This is a genomic window from Microbulbifer maximicatervae (SeqCode) (assembly GCF_052467815.1).
Genome location: NZ_CP174326.1, coordinates 2,046,129 through 2,066,811, shown reverse-complemented (window position 1 = coordinate 2,066,811; position 20,683 = coordinate 2,046,129). Strand labels below are relative to the sequence as shown.

At 50.6% G+C, this 20,683-nt stretch carries 19 protein-coding genes; 5 read left to right on the top strand and 14 right to left on the bottom strand.

The genetic code is table 11. The features are described 5' to 3' along the window. Positions 1 to 82 precede the first annotated feature (82 nt). Positions 83 to 793 carry a Sir2 family NAD+-dependent deacetylase gene (cobB, locus tag ACJJIW_RS09040; protein ID WP_444937148.1) on the top strand — a complete coding sequence of 237 codons (711 nt, stop codon included), beginning with the start codon at positions 83 to 85 and terminating at the stop codon, positions 791 to 793. Here the strand turns inward: cobB and ACJJIW_RS09035 are convergent. Both ACJJIW_RS09035 and ACJJIW_RS09030 read right to left on the bottom strand, forming a co-directional pair. Then, complete coding sequence (locus tag ACJJIW_RS09035) at positions 790 to 1,353, bottom strand: SixA phosphatase family protein (RefSeq protein WP_444892110.1); 564 nt, start codon at positions 1,351 to 1,353, stop codon at positions 790 to 792. The genes cobB and ACJJIW_RS09035 overlap by 4 nt on opposite strands. Before the next feature lie 169 nt (positions 1,354 to 1,522). Beyond that, the gene (locus ACJJIW_RS09030) at positions 1,523 to 1,999 is read right to left on the bottom strand and encodes a DNA binding protein (protein ID WP_282931121.1); all 477 of its coding nucleotides are present in this window, start codon (positions 1,997 to 1,999) and stop codon (positions 1,523 to 1,525) included. Positions 2,000 to 2,549: 550 nt separating this feature from the next. Here ACJJIW_RS09030 and ACJJIW_RS09025 point away from each other — a divergent pair. After that, the gene (locus tag ACJJIW_RS09025) at positions 2,550 to 2,996 is read left to right on the top strand and encodes a CBS domain-containing protein (protein WP_282931120.1); all 447 of its coding nucleotides are present in this window, start codon (positions 2,550 to 2,552) and stop codon (positions 2,994 to 2,996) included. Between the two features lie 11 nt (positions 2,997 to 3,007). On the opposite strand, the gene ACJJIW_RS09020 is transcribed toward ACJJIW_RS09025, so the two are convergent. The 3 genes from ACJJIW_RS09020 to ACJJIW_RS09010 all read right to left on the bottom strand — a co-directional run bounded on the left by ACJJIW_RS09020 (position 3,008) and on the right by ACJJIW_RS09010 (position 6,964). Then, complete coding sequence (locus ACJJIW_RS09020) at positions 3,008 to 4,849, bottom strand: SLC13 family permease (protein WP_282931119.1); 1,842 nt, start codon at positions 4,847 to 4,849, stop codon at positions 3,008 to 3,010. Positions 4,850 to 4,975: 126 nt separating this feature from the next. Then, the gene (locus ACJJIW_RS09015; RefSeq protein ID WP_282931118.1) at positions 4,976 to 5,566 is read right to left on the bottom strand and encodes a hypothetical protein; all 591 of its coding nucleotides are present in this window, start codon (positions 5,564 to 5,566) and stop codon (positions 4,976 to 4,978) included. An 807-nt stretch (positions 5,567 to 6,373) separates the two neighbouring features. Next, complete coding sequence (locus tag ACJJIW_RS09010) at positions 6,374 to 6,964, bottom strand: hypothetical protein (protein WP_282931117.1); 591 nt, start codon at positions 6,962 to 6,964, stop codon at positions 6,374 to 6,376. Positions 6,965 to 7,773: 809 nt separating this feature from the next. Between ACJJIW_RS09010 and mnmH the strand changes: the two genes are divergently transcribed. Continuing rightward, positions 7,774 to 8,865, top strand: coding sequence for a tRNA 2-selenouridine(34) synthase MnmH (gene mnmH, locus ACJJIW_RS09005; RefSeq protein WP_444937147.1), 1,092 nt, complete (start codon positions 7,774 to 7,776; stop codon positions 8,863 to 8,865). A gap of 17 nt (positions 8,866 to 8,882) precedes the next feature. Here the strand turns inward: mnmH and ACJJIW_RS09000 are convergent, their stop codons facing one another. The 9 genes from ACJJIW_RS09000 to ACJJIW_RS08960 all read right to left on the bottom strand — a co-directional run bounded on the left by ACJJIW_RS09000 (position 8,883) and on the right by ACJJIW_RS08960 (position 15,616). Then, a complete protein-coding gene (locus ACJJIW_RS09000; RefSeq protein ID WP_282931114.1) occupies positions 8,883 to 9,812 on the bottom strand; it encodes an SDR family oxidoreductase in 930 nt (309 codons plus the stop codon). 23 nt (positions 9,813 to 9,835) lie between these two features. After that, complete coding sequence (locus ACJJIW_RS08995) at positions 9,836 to 10,210, bottom strand: VOC family protein (RefSeq protein ID WP_444907162.1); 375 nt, start codon at positions 10,208 to 10,210, stop codon at positions 9,836 to 9,838. A 55-nt stretch (positions 10,211 to 10,265) separates the two neighbouring features. After that, on the bottom strand, positions 10,266 to 10,634 hold the full coding sequence (locus ACJJIW_RS08990) for a DUF2750 domain-containing protein (RefSeq protein ID WP_444895989.1): 369 nt from the start codon (positions 10,632 to 10,634) through the stop codon (positions 10,266 to 10,268). A 61-nt stretch (positions 10,635 to 10,695) separates the two neighbouring features. After that, entirely contained in the window at positions 10,696 to 12,057 is a 1,362-nt protein-coding gene (gene rlmD / locus ACJJIW_RS08985; protein ID WP_444937146.1) for a 23S rRNA (uracil(1939)-C(5))-methyltransferase RlmD, read from the bottom strand. 41 nt (positions 12,058 to 12,098) lie between these two features. Continuing rightward, entirely contained in the window at positions 12,099 to 12,806 is a 708-nt protein-coding gene (locus ACJJIW_RS08980; RefSeq protein WP_444937145.1) for a M48 family metallopeptidase, read from the bottom strand. Positions 12,807 to 12,839: 33 nt separating this feature from the next. Beyond that, complete coding sequence (locus ACJJIW_RS08975) at positions 12,840 to 13,268, bottom strand: hotdog fold thioesterase (protein WP_444892114.1); 429 nt, start codon at positions 13,266 to 13,268, stop codon at positions 12,840 to 12,842. Positions 13,269 to 13,351: 83 nt separating this feature from the next. Further along, positions 13,352 to 13,966 carry a DUF2799 domain-containing protein gene (locus ACJJIW_RS08970; RefSeq protein WP_444937144.1) on the bottom strand — a complete coding sequence of 205 codons (615 nt, stop codon included), beginning with the start codon at positions 13,964 to 13,966 and terminating at the stop codon, positions 13,352 to 13,354. Between the two features lie 55 nt (positions 13,967 to 14,021). Beyond that, positions 14,022 to 14,672, bottom strand: coding sequence for an MBL fold metallo-hydrolase (locus ACJJIW_RS08965; protein WP_108734664.1), 651 nt, complete (start codon positions 14,670 to 14,672; stop codon positions 14,022 to 14,024). A 50-nt stretch (positions 14,673 to 14,722) separates the two neighbouring features. Then, a complete protein-coding gene (locus tag ACJJIW_RS08960) occupies positions 14,723 to 15,616 on the bottom strand; it encodes a hypothetical protein (protein WP_444937143.1) in 894 nt (297 codons plus the stop codon). Positions 15,617 to 16,050: 434 nt separating this feature from the next. Here ACJJIW_RS08960 and malT point away from each other — a divergent pair, with 434 nt between their 5' ends. After that, positions 16,051 to 18,765 carry an HTH-type transcriptional regulator MalT gene (gene malT / locus ACJJIW_RS08955; RefSeq protein ID WP_444937142.1) on the top strand — a complete coding sequence of 905 codons (2,715 nt, stop codon included), beginning with the start codon at positions 16,051 to 16,053 and terminating at the stop codon, positions 18,763 to 18,765. Between the two features lie 210 nt (positions 18,766 to 18,975). After that, the gene (locus ACJJIW_RS08950) at positions 18,976 to 20,619 is read left to right on the top strand and encodes an alpha-amylase family glycosyl hydrolase (protein ID WP_444937141.1); all 1,644 of its coding nucleotides are present in this window, start codon (positions 18,976 to 18,978) and stop codon (positions 20,617 to 20,619) included. Positions 20,620 to 20,683 lie beyond the last annotated feature (64 nt).

Genomic DNA, 20,683 nt, shown 5'->3' with positions numbered 1-20,683 from the left:
CACCAGCCCATCAATTAAGACCTCTGAGCTGGATGCGAGCTCCTCTGTAGATCCAGGCAAAGCCCTAGCGTGAAAATATAAAATGAAAAAACAGTATCAAAAAATCGTTGTACTTACCGGCGCAGGAATTTCAGCTGAATCTGGCATAGGTACTTTTCGCGGTGCCGATGGCCTGTGGGAAAACCATCGCCTGGAAGATGTCGCAACGCCAGAGGCATTTGATCGCAATCCGGCACTGGTACATAGATTTTACAATGAACGCCGCCAGCAGCTGCTATCTGCAGATATCCATCCCAACCCCGCCCATCTCGCCTTGGCCGAACTGGAACAGAAATTCCAAGGGGATTACTTACTGGTTTCTCAAAATATTGACAACCTGCATGAGCGCGCGGGCAGTGAGCAGCTAATTCATATGCACGGAGAGCTACTAAAAGCGCGATGCCGTAGGAGCGGAAAACTATATCCCCTCAATTCGGATCTTTCGATAGCTGATACCTGTAGTTGCTGTCAGCAGGCGGGAAACCTTCGCCCCCATGTGGTCTGGTTTGGAGAAATGCCTCTGGAAATGGAAACTATCTATCAGGCGTTGTCCGATTGCGACCTATTTATCAGCATTGGCACATCTGGAAACGTCTATCCAGCAGCGGGATTTGTTGAATGTGCCAATCAGGCTGGAGCTCACACCATAGAGTTGAACCTGGAGCGCAGTAGTGTCGGCGATGCCTTCAAGGAACACCGCCATGGACTGGCGTCACAGGTAGTCGATACTTTTATAAAAGAAATTATTAATTAAGATGACTCTGAAACTGCATTTTCTGCCTGCGAGGATTTCATCGGGCCATAGCGCTGTATCAAAGTGGTTACTCCCTCATTATCACGCACAAGGATATAGAGTCGGTCAAACTCACTGGCCTCTCGAATGGGTCGCCCTTTTTCACCGCCGAGCAATTCCGCCAGTTTTGGAGTGGTATTGCTGTGCCCAACCACTAAAATTCGATTTCCCGCCTGCTGCAAAGAGTTAGCAAATTCTTTTAAATCTCTGGGGTTATAAATTTCCACTTCAAGCCCCAGCTCTTTTGACAGAGGCTCAACCGTTTCCCGGGTGCGGTTGTAGTCAGTGCTATAGATAGCATCTATACCCACTCCCCCAAGAATATAGGCGAGTTGCCGTGCACGCTGCTGGCCCACCTCAGTCAAATGAGGGTCGCGACCCACCCCGGGCCCTTTCTCTTTTTCTGCATGGCGTATTAAGTAAATAACCTGAGACTGAGAAGAGTCGGCTAAAACCCAATTTGAAGCCCCAACCAGAACAAAAAGTGTACAGAAAATAAACAGCTTAAGTCTTGAAAGCACAGTATAAACTCCCAGGTAAATAACGGGGCAGACATATGCTGAATATAATAAGGTAAGTAAAGAGAGGATGCGGTGAAAATGCCAAATAATGCGATGAATTAAAATCGAACGATTTTTGAAAAAATATTTGATGCCGGATATCCGGCATCAAATTAGTGGTCATCCAGAATTAGATTTTCCACTCTTTTACGGTGTCCAGACCGTACTCATCAATCCACTGGCTCAGGGCCTTAGGATTACGCTTTTTCTTTTCAACAGTAGCGCCGGTATACGGGTTGCGATAGTGACCAGTTTCCAGCTTGGGCTCTGCTGCCTTTGCTGCCGGTGCTGCTCGACGGCCGCGACGGGGGCTGTCACCTTCCTTCTTGAGGTGACGGGCAACGCGAGCCTTCAGGGTTTGTACGTAGTCTGCTGGATCTTCATCACCCAGCTGTGCTACCAGCCATTCAACGATTTGCTGGCCACGGGCAACGAAGAACTCCTCTTCATCCATGTGGTATTCAGCAGCAAGGTTTACCAGTGCTTTATCATAGGCAATTACGCCATCTTTCTTGCGTTCAGCCTGAGCCATTTGCTCTTGTAACTCTTCGATTCTTGCCTGATGTTCGGCGATTTGTTGTTCAAGTTGTTCGTATTCCTGAAACATTCAATAAACCTCAACGACGGTTATTAAAAAACACAGAGATATATCTGTGGCGCTGGGCGACACAGATTGTTATTTCGGATATACCGTGTAAAAAATCAACAAACACCATGGCTGGCCAATGGCAAGCAATTTAGTGATGTTTAGTCCGGCATATTATGAATTGCCCGATATACATGAGTAGATACCACTACACATCGTGTAGTTCTGGTGTTAGGTATATTCGGCAAATACATTATTAAAAACTAGCCGATTTCAGCTCGGTTCGGCAAACACTCCGAATCACTGATTATATTTTTCGACTGAGGTCGCGAATAATAATCTTTCACCGGCAAATATCAACCATTTGTGTCCCTACCTTTGAATATAATAGGAATAATTCAAAATAAGGGCTAAAAAGTGTAACAAAGGCGGCCATATCTGCAATCTTAAAAGGATATCCCTAGGGAGCGCAATTAGCTATATTGTAGCTGCAGTCGTCAATTGCAAATTAGTCGCTGTGTAACGGTAATCGAGCATATTGCCAAATACAATTGGATACCCAGATCATACTATGTCCACTCACAATAATATCCACCATATACCGACTTTGGCCGCTCTGATGACGCCATTTCCCTACCATATCGATATCAATGCCACGGTAGAGGATGCTCTGGCAATGATGGAGGAGCACAAAGTACGCCACCTGCCGGTAACACGTGCAGGCGACTTGGAGACGGTCATTTCCCGAGGGGATATCGAAAGAGCCAATGCACCGGGACACCGTTTAGAAGAGCAGCAACTTTATGTACATGACCTATGTGCCAGACGTCCCTTTATTGCAGATATCCACGACCCGTTAGATAAAATTCTCTTAGCTATGGCAGATACCAGTATTGGTTCGGTACTGGTTATGCGGGAAGGCGAGCTGGTTGGAATTGTAACTGTGACTGATATTTTGCGCTTTTGTAGCAAGTTTATGGCGGAGTTGGCCCAGCCGGTAGACGATTCTATTGCTTGAACTCACTGCGATTACAGGGGCCAAACCCAAAGCAACATGGGGATACTCACAACCAGTACCAACAATTCTAGTGGCAGCCCCATTTTCCAGTAATCACCAAATTCAAACCCTCCCGGCCCCAGAATTAGGGTGTTATTTTGGTGCCCAACCGGTGTTAGAAATGCGCAAGAGGCTCCAATTGCGACAGCCATCAGGAAGCTATCTGGATTCACCGCCAGTTGTTCTGCAGTACTCATGGCAATTGAACACATCACAGCCGCAGTGGCGACATTATTCATGAAATCAGACAGCGTCATGGTAACTACCAGGATCAGCCCCAGGGCCAAAACAGCGCTGCCCTGAGCCAGGACATCCAACAGAACCTGAGCGACCAAGTCTGCAGCTCCCGTTGACTCCATCACATCAGCAACAGCAATCAAAGTCCCCAATAGCACGACTACGGACCCGTCGATAGAGTCATAAACATTTCGCAGCGGCACTATCTTCAACGCCATAAAAGCCAATACACAAGTGGCGAACGAGATTGCTGCCGGCAATAGGCCGAACGCTGCACCAGCGACACCAAGCACCATAGCCAATAGGGCAATGGCCGCCTTCTCCTTGTTGGGAATGCTAATATCCCTTGAGGCCAGAGGCACACAGCCCTTTTCCCTAGCAAAGCTGTTTAGGTTTTCATCGGCCCCCATCATTAACAGAGCATCACCGGCCAGTAATGGTGTCGAACGCAACCGGCGCACCGAGCGGCGCCCCTGGCGCGAGAGTGCTAGCAAGTGAATCTGGTATCTCGCTGCAAGGCGTGAAAACCTCATAGGGCGTCCCACTAAAGGGGAGTCTGGCATAACAACCAACTCCCGCAGCTGCATTTCGGTACGATCCGCAAGTGCTTTTATTGGGGGCTTATTCTGAGAATCACTCTCGGTATTATTGCTGCCCGATTGTCGAGCCTTACCCGATGAATCTGCCCCAAGGGCTCCCACTGTTTTCAAACTGAGATTGGACAAGCAGGTGGCAAGGCTCTCCGGCTCCGCCTCAATGACCAAAATGTCACCACTATTTACTTTATGCCAGGGAGTCGCGGGAGAGACCCTGGCATCATTGTGTACGACACCCACAACTTGGGCATCTTCTGTTCCCAGCATCTTGGAAATTTCACGTAGATTCTTACCGGCAGCTACACTTTTTTCCTCAACAAGTGCTTCTGTTAAATATGTGCCAGTTTCAAAGGAGGAGGCCCCCGTTCGGTTGCGGACAGGCACCAAGCGCCACCCAACAAATGCAATAAACAAAACTCCAGCTATCGCAACTGCCAGCCCCACCGGGGTGAAATCAAACATACCATAGCTACCGGCGCCAGAATCCGCCCGAAAACCGGAAACGACCAAGTTTGGCGGTGTACCTATCAGTGTGGTCATCCCTCCCAGAATCGTTGCGAAAGACAGGGGCATCAAAACCCTCCCCAATGCCACTTTCTGTTTCTCAGCCATATCCACAGCCACGGGCATTAATAAGGCCAACGCGCCGACATTATTCATAAAGCTCGATAAAAACGCACCGAGCCCAATGAGTAACAATATGGATACTGAGATACTCCCGCTTTTGCGAACAACTCGTTGTGCAAGTGCATCCATTGCACCGGTATTTTGTAAACCGCGACTCAGGATTAACACACAAGCAACAGTCACGACTGCTGGATGCCCAAAACCAATAAAAGCATTTTCCGGGGGAATCAGACCGGTAAAGACACAAGTCAATAAGGCTGCTAAAGCAACCATGTCGTGGCGCCACCGCCCCCATATAAACAGGGTTATAGTGATGCTTAAAATAATCAGGATTAGTAACTGGTCAACAGTCATAGAGAAAGATATCCCTGAATATTAAAGCTGATCAGATTTCTGTTCAGCTATCTATTCAGGGTATACCCGGGAAACTACATGGAGCGCACTTCTACGCCAGAAGCCCCCATATTAGAGGTACCAAACTTAAGAAAAAGTAACCGCGCGCTCTTCCAATGGATAAAATTGAGTACCTACTTTAATACAAACCTTACCAGGACTACAGGAGAACCAACCTCTATACCCAGTCACCTGAATATTTTTATGAGTGCCGCCCATTGCTTGGCGCAAACGTTGAGCCCAAGGTCTTAACTTTTCTCCATCGTACCCAGAACCACAGGCACATACATGTAAATTCACAAAATTAGCGGGAAGCCCTTCTTTGACCAGAGTAGTTGCCAGTTGCTGAGGCGTATAGGTTTTCCACTCTCCCCCTTGCCACTCTTCCCGACCATTTACATAAATTTTTTTCTGTTTATTGTCGCTGGTGGAACGTTCAGCACCAATATATTTTCCGTCTGCTGCCCCTGTGCCATGAGTTACAATATAGAGCGTGTCTGCCGGATTCAGCTTACTCAGGCACTGGTTCACCCATCGATACATGGCTTTACCAACGCCCGATGTAACCTTATTGGCCAGAATTTGATTTACAGGTATTTTCCAGGCCTTAGCTAAATTTTCAGCGTACTCCTGCATTTCTCCACTGCCAATAGGGATATAGATATATTCTTTTGCCATTTTTCTATCCTTTCTAGATTCCAGAGCAATTCGCTCTTGTAAAATCTATGCACTTCCAAAACTATATTTAATAAGCCGCACTATTTTTTGGAGTTCGAATATTACTCCTCGTGACCGTCGTCAGTATCAGGTTCAAAAAGTGAACTCAAAATCTGATTTCAGGGGCAACAAATTAAAATTCATTCTCTCATATTGACTGTCAATATTTGTCAGAAATATCAATCTGTCACCTAACGGCAAACACTAACAATTAGACTTTAGACAACATGCCTATTTATTATTCACGGAACTCTCTACAAAACATCAGGGCATTAAATCTGGAGGAATAGGGGACTTACTGGCGAGCAGATACTGTAATTTTCAAGGTCAGTTTTATGAATCCTGCTTTGCTCATGACTGGCCAACGAAACTTATCTTTCCATAGAAGAATTTCACTACTGAATAACTATCAATGTACAAACGAACTTAAATTTTAGCTAAGAAATGACCAATATACACAGGCCAGGACTAATCGGTATTTGGTGACACATAAAGTGCACAGTTGGAAATACGGAACGGAGTGTTTAAATAAGTCGCCAAGTGCTTTAGATGCCCGGCCCTTTTTATAGGCAAAGGGAGAGTATGGAAGAGTACAAGCTAAATATTTATACAGATATTTGGCTTACACTTGAACAACTTATTTGTGGAGTTATATATGTGAGTATCATTTACTGGTAAATGAACTAACATGCACCAACTTTCTGTTTGCCCTCATCCCTGAAGAGCAAACTTAGTTAGACATTAGAAATATTCCGTGTTATGTCACTCTTAAGAAAAAGTAACTGCACGATCCTCCATTGGGAAAAACTCATGCCCCACTTTAATACATACCTTATTTGCACTACATGAGAACCAACCCAAGTAGCCCGTAACTTGAATGTCTTTATAGGTACCCACCATTTGTTGACGAAGGCGCTGAGCCCAGGGCCTCAGCTTTTTTCCATCATAGCCTGAACCACAAGCACAAACATGTAGGTTTACAAAGTTGGCTGGTAGGCCTTCTTTTGAAAGGGTAGTAGCCAGCTGCTCTGGAGTATATGTTTTCCACTCTCCGCCTTGCCAGGTAACAGCCCCCCTGTTAACGACTTTCTTCTGCTTATTACTGCCAACCGATCGCTCTGCACCAATCACTTTACCATCAGCAGCTCCAGTACCATGAGTAACGATGTAAAGTGTATCTGCTGGAGTGAGCTTACTCAGACATTGATCCACCCAGCGATATATGGCTTTGCCACGCCCAGAGGTTGCTTTATTCGACAATATCTGATTTACAGGGATGCTCCAAGCAGTCGCAAGATCCTTAGCGAACTCCTGCATTTCCTCACTATTTATGGGTATATAGATATATTTTTTTGCCATTTTTACTTACTTTTTTATATCGGGTTTTGTAGCAGTGATGACAGGCTATACATAGATAAAAATATGGCCATCAAATTGAAAAACAACCTGACTAAACCACACCTACGAGTCACCCCTCAAAAACTTTAAAATGAGAGCCGCAATAAATATCTCAAAAAAGCGAGAAACCTTTCATTAACAACCTCAAGAAGGAAAAATAAATCCGTTAACAGAAAAATGGCAAGGAAAATTATCTCACATCAAACCCCCTTCACAAACCAACAAGAAACAGCAGTACAATCTTATTTCCTGCACATTATTTTGATAATCAGGACTTCTGTCCGTTGAAACTCGCAAACACCTTGCCAACTGCAAAAATATTGCACTCACAAAACCCCTGACACTTCAACAAAAACCTCTCACACTTCATCGAATGACAAAAATGTAGTAGCCATTGATATAATTACGCAAAACAGAAGCACTAATTGAAGGGAAAACAAACAAACTAAAATATTAAACACTTTGATGAAGCCTAAATTTTAGACCAATCAAATACTCAACAATAAAAATGACAGGAACAAATTAGGGGCTCATTTAAAACCATATTAAATAGCTTTAACCACATACGTATAATGCACATTAAAAGTGAAATAGACATCCAATTTCATTACAGCATCAGCAATTAAGCATGGGCAGATAATATATTAAAACAAATTACTATCGCCCGCCCATCTATAAGCATATAAAACACGACACTCCCAGTAGGCCTTCATATAGAATGGCGATACAATAGGGGCTAAAATCACTATAAATTTAATGGGAATATTACTTTGCGGACAGATACTGCAAATTTTAAAAAACTGTTTTTAGAGGATACTCCCCTCTTAGATGTACGTGCACCTATAGAGTTTTCCCGAGGCGCATTTCCCTCAGCAAATAATTATCCACTATTGGATGATCACCAGCGTGAACTAATTGGTACCGCATACAAACATAGTGGACAACAGGCAGCCATTGATTTGGGCTGGGAGCTGGCCACAGAAGAAGTAATCACTGCCCGCCTCGCTTACTGGAAAAGGTTCATCAATGACTCTCCCAATGGCTATCTCTATTGTTTTAGGGGGGGGCTACGCTCCCGCATATCACAAAAACTGCTTCTTGCAGAAGGGATTGACTATCCAATGATAAAAGGGGGCTATAAAGCGATGCGCAATTACCTTCTGTCAGAATTGGAGAAACAATGTAAAAGCCTACCCCTGGTCGTAATTTCGGGATATACGGGAAGTGGAAAAACAGAGCTGATCAATTGGGCTCAACGATCTATAGACCTTGAGGGCATCGCTAAACATCGGGGTTCCAGTTTTGGCCGCACTGACAGCGAGCAGCCTTCACAAATCAATTTTGAAAATAGAATCAGTATTGATTTATTAAAACTCTCCCAACAGCCGGGCAATGTTGCGATCGAGGATGAAAGCCGGTTAATCGGATGCTGTGCCCTCCCCCCCACACTGCAAACCGCGATGAAAGCGGCTCCTCGAGTACTTGTTGAAGTGCCCTTGGAAGAGCGGGCAAAACGTATTGTGCGCGATTATATCAATGAAGGACTCAAGCGTTTTGCGGCCATTGAAAAGCCCCCTGTACAATGCTTAGGGGAAGAGCTGCGTTTCAATCTCAATAAAATTCAAAAACGCTTAGGTGGTCAGTGCTATAAGCAGCTAGATGAGGCATTGATTTCAGCTAATCGCGAACTGGAACATCATGGTAATAGCGAGGCCTACATCCCAGTAGTAGTCTCGCTACTGCAGAATTACTACGATGGCAGCTACAACCACCTTATGGAGAAATCTAAACAGGAGATCCTATTCCGTGGTACCTATAGTGAAGTACAGCAGTGGCTAATGGACTCCTGCCAAGTAAACTAAAAGAGGCAATTAGGCCATCAGGTTTTAGGTGCCAGACGATTCAACTTGAAACGCCGCATTAAAAACCAGTCCCTAAAACTGCGCGGCAGCCAGCGGGCCATCCAGGGCAACAGGCTGCTGCGATTACCAATACGCACCAAAGGACGAGCGCGTTTTCGCAGCAGCTCACGCACCAGCTTTTTGGCCAGTGTGCTTGCCAATGTAGCATTCTGTTGGGACTCCTGGGCACGGGCCCTAACCGCCTCTTCCTGCCGTTTATATAGGGAGTCCGGCGGCAAAAGACCGCGCAGGGATGTCTCAGCGTGGCGACCAAATTCCGATGCGATCGCACCGGGTTGCACCGTCATTACCCGAATGCCAAAAGGTTTTAGTTCAAGTCGCAAAACATCAGAAATGGAGTGTAGGGCCGCTTTAGAAGCACAATAGGCACCGGAGAAAGGTGTGGGCATTACCCCGGAAACCGAGCCGATATTACACACAATTCCGCCCTGCTCCGAACGCATTAAAGGTACACAGGCCCTAATCAGAGCGAGAGGGGCAAATACATTGGTTCGGAACTGCTTTTCCAGTGCTCGCGTGTCCAGTTCCAGCAACGGCCCCATCTGACCGTAACCGGCGTTATTGACCAAAATATCGAGCCGCCCGTATGCCGCTTTTACTGCGTGAACCACTCGATTGATATCCGCCTGGGAATTCACATCCAAGGCCTCAGTGGCAATTCCCAGGTCCGCCAGCTCTTGTAAACTTTCCGGGCGGCGCGCCGTGGCAATCACTATGGTTCCCCGGCGATGTAGCGCCAAAGCCAGCTCCCGCCCAATACCGCTTGAGCAGCCGGTAATTAAAGCCACTCGATCCGGAACCACATAACCCCGCCCAATTTGCGCAAGGCTTTCCGCAGCAAAACTTCGATTGGGGGAACGAAATCTGGAAATGGGCGGCTTATCCACAGGAACTGCTCCGTTTAATGGTCCTATCTCTCAATGGGCGTTTGCAGGTACTCAATCAATCCGAAAACATTGCCATAGGGGTCGAGAAAACTCGCCATCAGCACACGTCCAGAAACTTCCTCTATATCCGTGTGCTGGCGCACCCCCATAGTACCGAGTCGCTCAATCTGCGCGGCCAAATCCAAAACCTGCCAGTAAGCAACTACACCATCGGCCCGGCTGATCGCGCTGCGCGCATCGGCATTTAATCCGAGCTCGCAATCACCAATACTAAACGCCGCATAGCTATCGCTTTCATAGCTGGGTTTCTGTTCGAGTATCTGCGTATACCAGGCCACAGCCTCGGTAATGTTGGCAACTCCGTAGACTGTTTTGCGCAAGCCAAGAATCTGCCCCATTTGAGACACCCCGTTGAGTAATTTTTATCCACTGGGTGGGCCACTATGGCGCAGTTTATTGCAGCTCTTGCTCCAACTGCTCCAGTAGGTCCAGGGGTTCCATCTCAACCCCTTCCAGTTCAGCGTTCCAGTTTATCCCCACCAATAAGACATCTTCATGCATGCCGGTGAGCCAGTCATCCATAAATTCTTCCAGGTCAATTGCCACTGCCTCATAGTCAGCCCAGTCTCCTTCGCAGTGGTCTTGTGCAAATTCTCTTTGCGACCAAAAGGGCATAACCTCGGTATCGGCCCGCTTTTCAGACTCACAAAGAGCAAAGCCCTCCTCACCCTGCAGGGCCCAGACGCAGCCTTGGCCTACAGCTTCAGGCAAAAAGCGCGCGCAATTATCTTCAAAATTATCGGTTAGGGTTTCGCTTTGCATAACAACTTCGCTTAAACGGTTTTACCGCAGTTTACGTTAGTTTTCCCGGCCTCAATAGGCCCTAAATTCTGTCGAATACCGCCATCGACTCAACATGATCGGTATGGGGAAACATATCCATGACACCCGCCTTACTCAGCCGGTACCCCAACTTCACCAATTCACCGGCATCCCGGGCCAGGGTGGCCGGGTTACAGGAGACATAGACGATCCTACTGGCAGAAAATCGCGCCAATCCGCGCACTGCCTCCAGAGCCCCGTCCCTCGGTGGGTCCAACAGGATTTTATCGAAACCTGCTTCAGCCCAAGGCGCACCTGCCATTTTTTCGTTCAGGTCGGCAGAATAGAAGTACACATTTTGTAATTGGTTCAAAGCGGCATTGTCCACACCCCGTTGAGTTAAAGCGCCGACACCTTCGACCCCGATCACTTCCGCTGCACGACGCGCCAATGGCAGGGTAAAATTCCCCAGCCCACAAAATAAATCCAATACGCGCTCGGAGGGTTGCGGATCGAGTAACTCAACGGCTCGACTCACCATCTGCCGATTTATCGGAAAATTAACCTGCACAAAATCCTGCGGTTTAAATCTCAGCGTCAGGTCAGATTCCGGCAACTGATAACTTAGATAAGCGGCCCCTTCTATCGGCCAGATTCTCTCCAGTGAAGCATCACCCCCGCCTTGTATATACAGGTGTATACCAGCACTTTTAGCAAATGTTAACCAGAGCGCCAAGTCCTTATCTGACAGAGGCTTTAAATGGCGGAGCACCAGAGCTGTCACATCATCTCCAACCGCCACTTCCAGATGAGAAAAGTTTGCCCGGCCTTCACTTTCACCAACAAGTTTTTTTAGCGACCCTAAATGTTCGGCAATTTTTGTATGCAGTACCGGGCACTCATCAATATCTACCAAATCATTGCTGTGCTTTTTTCGAAAACCAAAAAGCAGCTCGCCACCCTGGGACTTTTTTAATTTGCGAATGCCGATACGGGCCTTGCGCCGATAACCATAGGCATCAGCAGTTAACGGCGGCAGTATTTCTTCGGGTTCAATACCACCAAAGCGCGACAACTGATCCAAAAGAATTTTTTGCTTTTCAATAATTTGTGCCGATGGCTGCAGGTGCTGAACCGAACAGCCTCCACATGAATCCACATAGGCGCACTGCGGCGCGCACCGATCCGCTGAAGCCGATAGGATTTCCTCAACAATTCCCTCATCAAAACGGCCGCGCCGTGCGGTATAGCGGAATTTAACCTGCTCTCCCGGTAAGGCACTATCAATAAACACCGTTTTGCCACCCACCCGGGCAATACCGCGCATATCGTGACTAAATTTTTCTATTGTCGCTTCAGCGCGGCTCGGCAAGTTTTTTTTAACTGGCTTGCGGCCAGTAATAAAACGGGGCTTCTTACTCATAATTAATTGGGAGAATTCAGTACAACTAAAGAATAGAAAAGTTACAAGGTCAGACAGTGACCGTTATCGCGCAACCAGCGGCGCAACTCTTTAAATCTGGGGCACACACTTTGGACTAAATCCCAAAAAGCGCGGCTGTGGTTATGGTGTTGCAAATGGCAGACCTCGTGGGCCACCAGGTAATCCACCACCGGCTCAGGAGCGAGACAAACAAGCCAGTTAAACTGCAGCTCACCGCGGATACTACAGTGACCCCACTTGCTTTTGGTACGACGGACTTTTACTGATGAAATACTTAACCCCAGCTGCTCGGCCAACACATGGGATTTTTGCGTTAACAATGCCAATGCTTCCCGCTGGTAAAGGCGTTGTAAAGCGGTTTGCAGCTGCGTGCCATCGGGCTGGAGATAGCGGGTATAAAGCCCGATGGCACCATCGCCAATACCGGCACTTTTACTGCTCATTGCACGCTCTAAGGGAAGCGGCTGTCCCAGCCAGGGAAAACTCTCACCAAAAGCGTACTGATATTGCGGCACCTGCGCAGCGCGCCGGTCGGCTGCGAGTAACTGCGCTCTCACCCACTGGATATTGTCCTGCAGGAATTCATGCCCATAACGGGCTGCACAACGCTGTGGAATTCGCACTTCCACACCACTCGAAGACAGTACCAGTCCCAGTCGCTTGCGCCGGCTAGAACGCACCAAGCGATAGGGAATATCTTCAAAAATAAAATCCTGGGCCTGTTTCAAGCGGGATCTCCACTCGCAACCCAAGAAATAATACTAAGCACCATGAGCTACAACAGCCATGGTAATGCGAGAAATACAACTGAGTTTCCCATTGGGTGCATAGATCAGAATTTCCCACACCTGGCTGCTGCGCCCAATATGCACGGGTTTTGCACGGCCGCGAACCTCTCCCTCGGGGACAGGACGCAGATGATTAGCGTTAACTTCCTGACCGACACAATAAAATTTATCGGTATCCACTAATAAGTTGGCACCTATGGAACCCAATGTCTCCGACAATACGACATTGGCACCACCATGCAAAATACCGAAGGGCTGGCGAGTGCGATGGTCTACGGGCAAGGTCCCTTCCAGGTAATCATCGCCAATTTCCGTAATTTCCATTCCCAGGTAGCCGGGCATGCATTGGGATATTCCCTGGTTCAGTTCTTCCAGTGAAGGATCTAAATGCCAAATTGCCATTACAATAAATCTCTTGTGCGTGTGATACCGGAGCATTAACCCGGACTTCTTTACTTACATTCAGGACCAATAAATTTTTCTACTTACCAATAAAATAATCTGGCAGAAAAAAATCCGGGGGGATAATAGCCGGGCGTTAAATGCGTGGGGCCAAACAAGCCATAACGAAACAACTCCATATCCAACATCCGCAGCTCCCAGCGAAGGCGGCTGCGCTGCAAGTACAATGCCTGGGCCTGGGCTTCACTATCAGTGTTCCGATAGGCGTAATGCAGGGAGAGCAACTCGCGTTCTAAATTATCCCGGCGCCACAAAAGGCGCTGGTAATGCTGCTCTATACGATATTCGGCGAGACCGCGCTCGTAATTCTGTAGAAACAAATCAGCAGTAGGGCCAGTGCAAACCCCTTGGTAATTCCGTCCCCTACGCCCCTGGTGATAGCCATTTTCTGCAGTGCAGTAAGTCTCTACACCCTCTTCATGGCCCTGCAACCATGCATCGCTATCCACATGCATGTCGTAGCTATCACATTCCCGGGCAATATCGTACACCAGCGACTGTGAGCGACCGCGAGCGCCGTCTTGCAGGCCCCGCTCATACCAGAGCCCCGCGCGGCACTCCTCTTCGGAAATTACTGCGCAGCCGCTTATCCCCAGCACCAGCAAGGCGAGAAAAAGACGTATTTTTCCTGCAAACATAAAATGGGACTCCCGGCGCTGTACTTCCCGCCTGTTATTGGAATCCAGGTATCACTTAACCAAAGCGCTTGTCGGCGACAAAAGGATTGGTTTGGCGCTCCTGGCCAAAAGTGGACATGGGGCCATGTCCCGGTACAAATTGAACCTCATCACCCAGCGGCCATAGGCGCTCTTTGATAGAGCGAATCAGGGTATCGTGATCTCCCTGGGGGAAGTCAGTGCGCCCGATCGAACCGGCAAACAAAACATCTCCCACCAGAGCCAACTGGCTGGGGCGGTGGAAGAAAATCACATGGCCGGGGGTATGGCCCGGGCAGTGGTGCACCTCCAGTTCCTGATCCCCTACAGTAACTGTATCTCCCTGCTCCAACCAGCGGTCTGGAGTAAATACTTCGACAGCGGGGAAACCAAACATCTGCGCCTGCATGGGCAACTGCTGAATCCAGAAATCATCGCCTTTATGCGGCCCCTCTATCGGCAGCTGGAGCTGCTTGGACAACGCCGCAGTGCCGCCTACATGGTCCAGGTGGCCGTGGGTCAGCAGGATTTTCTCCAGCTTGAGACCGCGCTCCTCCACCGCCGCCAGAATCTTATCGAGATCGCCACCGGGATCGACAACAGCCGCGCGCTTACTGTCTTCACACCACAGCAAGGAGCAGTTTTGCTGGAAAGGAGTAACCGGAACCAGGTGATATTGCAGCGACATAAGAAAGCGGCCCTTCATCTTTTACAGGAGACTATTGAGGTAATTGGGGATTATACCGCGAGAGCCTGCTGAGAGGGTTGTGGATGCCGATGAGCGGGCTTATTCACCGTCTTGAGCAGGGAGCGCACATCCTCTATCAGCTGCTCAACAACTATCGGGTTCCGCCAGTAATCCTCAGGGGGCGAGGGAAAAGCCGCTGGACTCAAAGCGCCGTGATCACTCAGCGAACAAGTCTCATAATCACGGCACACCGCCTGGTTATAGGAGGGGCTCAGGGGTTTGAGGGGCCAGCCAAACAGGTCATTGGGGTGATAAAAATTCTTCCAGCGAAAATTGTATCCCCGGGAATTGGAGGTGACCGCCTGAATTTGCTCCCGGTGTCGATCGGCGCACCAGAGGGGCATTGTCGGCCCCAGGGTGTACCAATGGCTCAGGGTCTTGAGGCGCAAAAATCTCTCACGCGCAGACCCTTTGTGAACTCCTGCGGGACCGCCTTCACGCCAAACACCGCAACTGACATTGGGGCGCTGGGCATCCCAGAGGTAATTAGATAGATTGATACAACCCACCGAATGGCTAATCAATATCACCGGAGCCCGCTCATCAACCTGATCAGCGGCCTTGGCCAGCGCCGCATAGATCTCGCGTTGGGTCTTTTCGTAGTTGCTATCCCGGCGATCCACATTGCCAGACTGTGCCGCTGTCTGCGACATCCCCAGGAGTAAATATTTTCGTGCACGCAGGAAGTCCAGTTCGCGTTTCTGCATACTCTCAAAGGTGCGTTCGATATTGCTCTGGAAGTGCTCCAGGCCGGGTAATTCAGCGCAGTAGAGACGCGACCACTCCTCCCCAAGCTCGGTTTCCAATGCCAAAAACAGTGGCTTTGCAAACGTGTTATCCACAGCCCCCATACCCGCAGCAGCAAGGATTACGATATCCGCCATGGCTTCCTCTTCTTATTATTCTATCCGCGCCTTCGCAGCGCTCGGCTTTTTTAATTGAATGAACATTGATGAAAACCCGCACAAGGGGCATTCTCACTGCCAAAGAAAAATCGAAAAAATACTGAAAGTGGCGCGAGGGGAAGCTGCACAGTCATGCATCCCTTTACGAGCCAGTGTGGATACATCACAGTAAATATGAACTAACGTACCCACTAGTGAGCCGCAGAAACTGCATTGCGACGGGTTGAGATGACCGATTTAACCCGAATAGTAATATACTGCCCAAAGCTAAACCGGCGCCACTCCAATTTGCCACCCAAGAGGCAGAATCACCAGAAAGCTGGCCTATTACAGTGCTGTAACAATACCCGGGTCCTGGTGCATAATAGTGGCTGTACAAAAATCAAACATTTATAACAATCCCTCCCGCAGCGATGCTTTTAACTTCCAAATACAGCCTGCCGGATTGCCCCGAGCACGCCCTATCGCGCCCGCGCCTGCTGTCGGTTCTGAACCAATGCCACAGCGATCAACTGCTGTTGGTGACGGCTCCTGCGGGATACGGCAAGACCACGCTGGTTACCTCCTGGGCCTCACAGCAGGACAACCCGGTCGCCTGGTATACGCTGGATGCCAGCGATAATGAACCGAGCCAATTCTGCCGCTACCTGGTAGAAAGTGTGCACAGGGCGACCGGCAATGGTGTCCCCCAGACTCACCAATTATTGTCCGCGCCCCAGCGTCCGGACCCCTCGACTCTGGTGAGCCACCTGCTGTCGGAACTGCGGGGCCTGCCCAGCGAACTGCGCATCGTGCTGGACGATTACCACCAGATCGACAACCAGCAGGTGCACGACACTACCCGCTTTTTGTTGCGCCACGCCCCCGCCGGTGTCGGTATTGTTCTCACCAGTCGCAGCCAACCGCCCCTGGGCCTGGCCACCCTGCGGGTTCAAGGGCGATTACTGGAATTGGGCAGTAATGAGCTGGCCCTCAACATTGAGGAAATTGCCACCCTGCTCAAGCAGCGCCTGCCGTTTAATCTCGACGGCGACCGCGCAGCCCAGCTGCATCATCTCAGTGAGGGCTGGCCCCCCGCCGTACAGCTATTCACTTTATCGGTGCGCGACAGCAACGAAGTGGATCGCTATCTGGCAGAGCTGGAGCAGGGCCACAGTCATATTCTCGATTACCTGGCTGAGGAAGTGCTGGAGCGGCTGGAACCCCAACTGCGCCAGCTCCTTTCCTGCACATCGATCCTCACCCGGGTTAACGCCCAGCTGGCGGAGCGCCTTACCGGTCGGCAAGATGGTCAGCAGTTGCTGGAAGAAGCCGCGCGCCGCGGGTTATTCCTGCAGGCGCAGGATTCAAGCCGCCAGTGGTTCCGCTTTCACCCGGTCTTCGCCCGCTTCCTGCAGCGGCAAATTAATGACCGCGAACACTTGCTGCAACTGCACAGCACTGCCTGTGATACCTGGCAAGAATTAGACCAGCCAGTGGAGGCCCTGCGCCACGCCCTGGCCGGGGGCGACCGCGAGCGGTTAAAACAACTGCTCAACGATCGGGGGGAACAGCTTCTGCGCGCGGGGCAGTCGCGCCTGCTGCGGGACTGCCTCGACTGGCTCGGTGACGAAGCCCTGCAACACAGCGCCCGCTTTACTCTCCTGTCCGCCAAAATGGCACGGGAGAATTTTGAATACGACCTGTGCGAGAAAAACCTGGCGGCCTCGGAAAGCTGGCTGCAGCGGGAGGACCCGGCACAGTGGCGCGACTTTGAAGGCGCCTTTGCCACCATGCGCGCCCAGGTGGCCATTGCCCGAGGGCAGACACTGCAAGCCAAGGAGTATGCCGAAGAAGCCCTGGCCCTACTCCGCTCAGACCAGCTGGGCGAAAGAATCTCTGCTCTGCTGGTCACCGGTGAGACCAGCTTCTGCCTGGGTGCCCTGCAAGAGGCCAACCGCTATATGCAGGAAGTTGAAGCCCTGGCGATCGCCGAGCGGGATATTCCCAGTGCCGCCTGGGCCATTTGCCAACAGACAGAGATCGCCTTTGCCCAGGGCCTGCTGAAGAAAGCGTCCACGCTGCAGGAAAAGGTGCAGACCCTGGTGCAGAAAAATCACCTGTCCACACTGCCCATCTCGGAATTTGTGTGCCGGCTGCGCGGCCAGCTGCAATGGGAGTCCGGCGATCTGGAAGGTGCCGAGCAATCCGCTCGCCGAGGTATGCAAATCAACCGCCGGGTCGGCGAGCACTGGCTGCTGCCGGAGTACACCCTGCTGTTAAAAATCGCCCAGGCCCGAGGAGAGAAAGAGGAGTCCCTGGAGTGGCTGGAGCGTATCGAGCGGCTGCTCACAGATGGGCGCTACCACCGGGACTGGATCGCCAACGCCGATGCCACCCGCATCCGCACTTGGCGCGCCCTGGGCAATCAGCAGGCCATCGCAAGCTGGTTGGAACAGGCTACTCCCGTCGCCGACAGGCCCAGCAATCACTTTGAACAGTGCCACGGGCGCAACCATGTGCGCGCGATGATTGAGCTGCACCACTGGTCCGATGCCAATCGCCTGTTGAGCCGCCTGAAGCAAGTCGCCAACGAGTGCGGCCTGGAAACAGATCGCCTGCGTAACCGGGTGCTGGAATCTCACCTGCTGTGGCTGCGGGAGCAATACCCCCAGTCTGTAGAGGCTATTAGTGAAGCCCTGCTTCTCTCCCACGAACGGGATTTTCGCGCCAGCTTCCTGCAGATCGGCAAACCTTTAATCGTTATCCTGAAAGCCGCCCTGGAAAATGGCCTGGGAGAGGCGGAGTCCAGCAAAGCCCAACAACTGATCAAAGCGGCACAGCAGCAGCCAGAGCTGGACGGTGGTATTCGCATCGAACTGGATGACACCATTATCCGCGAGATACTGGCCAGCGATGCCGTGCCGGACTTCCTTCGCCACTCCCCTCTCACCCCAAGGGAATGGCAGGTACTCAATGCGATTCACTCGGGGCTGTCGAACGAGAAAATCGCCCGTCACTTTAAGGTGGCACCGAGCACCATCAAGACCCATATTCGCAGCCTCTACCAAAAGCTGGACGTCAAGGATCGCCAGGAGGCCATCGCCCTGGCCGAGCAAATGCTTCGCTCGGTCCAGGACAAGCCCTAAACCGTCCTGCTCCAGCGGCACAGGGACGTGCCCACTATGCTCCTCATCCCCCGCCCGCCGATACCAAGCCACCCCAGGCCGGTCACCCTTTACCCCCCTCTCCCCCCTCGCCGGGGAGGAGGAAGCCCGCCAATGACTGCTCCATACTCACCCTATCCTTTAAAGGTGGACTATCTCCACATTTCAAATAATGAAACAAGGCAGTAATCCATGAGCGGCAACAGCTATGAGTGGTGGCGCAATAGCGTTATTTATCAGATTTACCCACGCAGCTTCTGCGACGCCAACGGAGATGGCATCGGTGATATTCCCGGAATTACGCAAAAACTGGATTATGTAAAATCCCTCGGCGTAGATGCCATCTGGATCTCACCCTTTTTTAAATCGCCGATGGTGGATTTTGGCTATGACGTTGCCGACTACCGCGATGTAGACCCTATTTTTGGCAACCTGGAAGATTTCGACTGGATGATCGAAGCGGCCCACGAGCGCGGCCTGAAAGTGATTATCGACCAAATCCTCAGCCACACCTCGGACCAGCACCCCTGGTTCCAGGAGAGTCGTGCCAACCGCGACAACCCCAAAGCGGACTGGTATGTCTGGGTTGATCCCCAAGAAGATGGCACCCCTCCCAACAATTGGGTCTCCGTATTCGGAGGAGGCTCCTGGCGCTGGTGTACCCGCCGCCGCCAATATTACTTGGCCAACTTCCTAAAAGAGCAGCCGGACCTGAATGTGCACAACCCGGAAGTCCAGGAGCAGCTACTCGCCGATATGAAGTTCTGGCTCGATCGGGGTGTAGATGGTTTCCGACTGGATGCGGTCAACTTTATTTTCCATCAGCAGGCCCTGGGCAATAACCCGGCGCGCCCGCTCAAGCTCGATGAGAAAGGCCTGCCACCGGTCAATCACTACGATTACCAGTGGCACCAGAATGATAAATCCCAGCCAGAAAACCTGGTGTTTCTCCAGCGGGTACGACAGTTAATGGATCAATATCCCGGCACTGTGACCGTGGGCGAAGTTGGCGACGACAACACCCACAAGATCATGGCTGAGTACACCACGGAAAAACGCCTGCACATGGCTTATTCCTTCGATCTATTGACCGAGGATTGCAGTGCGGGCTTCCTGCGCGAAACCCTGGAAAAAAACCGCGACGTAATCGAGAAGGGCTGGCCCTGCTGGTCGATCAGCAATCACGATGTACCCCGCTCAATAACCCGCTGGAACAAAGGCTTTAGCGATGACCAAGCCGATGCCAGGGCCCCATTATTCCTGTTAATGCAATTGGCACTACGCGGCAGTGTCTGCCTCTACCAAGGGGAAGAACTGGGCCTGCCGGAAGCGGAAATTGCCTTTGAAGACCTGGTAGACCCCTACGGCATTAATCTGTGGCCGGAATTCAAAGGCCGCGATGGCTGCCGCACACCGATGCCCTGGACCAATACCAGCGACGACAACGCGGGCTTTTCCACAGCAAAACCCTGGCTACCTGTCTCTGGGGAGCACCAGCAACGGGCGGTAGAGCTTCAGCAGGACGCCCAGCGCTCCATGCTCAACCGCTTCCGCGCACTGATCGAATGGCACCGGGAGCTGCCCCAATCGTTGGCAACAGCAGAGCAGGAAGTGATCGACACCGGCAGTGATTTGTTTGCTTTTGTAAGGCGCAGCGACAGCGAAGAAATGCTGGTTGTTCTCAACCTTGGGCAAAGCAGTGGCACCCTGAAATTACCTGCCGAATTCTCCGGTGCGCACAATATTACCCCGGCATTGTTTGCTGGCAATGCGGAAGGAAGTAGCTTAGAGCTAGCTGCCGCAGACGCCTGTGTGCTACTGCGTAAAAAAGCCTGATTGATTAGCAATATTTAAAAGATGCCCAGCTCATATTCGAGCCTGGGCATCGAGTAAGAATTAC

Bases quoted from the DNA above. Each gene is read 5' to 3' on its own strand.
- ACJJIW_RS08995 (WP_444907162.1), bottom strand. From the start codon at position 10,210: ATGGGGCAGATTCTTGGCTTGCGCAAAACAGTCTACGGAGTTGCCAAC.
- ACJJIW_RS09030 (WP_282931121.1), bottom strand. From the start codon at position 1,999: ATGTTTCAGGAATACGAACAACTTGAACAACAAATCGCCGAACATCAG.
- ACJJIW_RS08960 (WP_444937143.1), bottom strand. From the start codon at position 15,616: ATGGCGGATATCGTAATCCTTGCTGCTGCGGGTATGGGGGCTGTGGAT.
- malT (WP_444937142.1), top strand. From the start codon at position 16,051: ATGCTTTTAACTTCCAAATACAGCCTGCCGGATTGCCCCGAGCACGCC.
- ACJJIW_RS08950 (WP_444937141.1), top strand. From the start codon at position 18,976: ATGAGCGGCAACAGCTATGAGTGGTGGCGCAATAGCGTTATTTATCAG.
- ACJJIW_RS08970 (WP_444937144.1), bottom strand. From the start codon at position 13,966: ATGTTTGCAGGAAAAATACGTCTTTTTCTCGCCTTGCTGGTGCTGGGG.
- ACJJIW_RS09010 (WP_282931117.1), bottom strand. From the start codon at position 6,964: ATGGCAAAAAAATATATCTATATACCCATAAATAGTGAGGAAATGCAG.
- cobB (WP_444937148.1), top strand. From the start codon at position 83: ATGAAAAAACAGTATCAAAAAATCGTTGTACTTACCGGCGCAGGAATT.
- ACJJIW_RS09015 (WP_282931118.1), bottom strand. From the start codon at position 5,566: ATGGCAAAAGAATATATCTATATCCCTATTGGCAGTGGAGAAATGCAG.
- ACJJIW_RS08965 (WP_108734664.1), bottom strand. From the start codon at position 14,672: ATGTCGCTGCAATATCACCTGGTTCCGGTTACTCCTTTCCAGCAAAAC.
- ACJJIW_RS08975 (WP_444892114.1), bottom strand. From the start codon at position 13,268: ATGGCAATTTGGCATTTAGATCCTTCACTGGAAGAACTGAACCAGGGA.
- ACJJIW_RS09025 (WP_282931120.1), top strand. From the start codon at position 2,550: ATGTCCACTCACAATAATATCCACCATATACCGACTTTGGCCGCTCTG.
- ACJJIW_RS08990 (WP_444895989.1), bottom strand. From the start codon at position 10,634: ATGCAAAGCGAAACCCTAACCGATAATTTTGAAGATAATTGCGCGCGC.
- rlmD (WP_444937146.1), bottom strand. From the start codon at position 12,057: ATGAGTAAGAAGCCCCGTTTTATTACTGGCCGCAAGCCAGTTAAAAAA.
- ACJJIW_RS09020 (WP_282931119.1), bottom strand. From the start codon at position 4,849: ATGACTGTTGACCAGTTACTAATCCTGATTATTTTAAGCATCACTATA.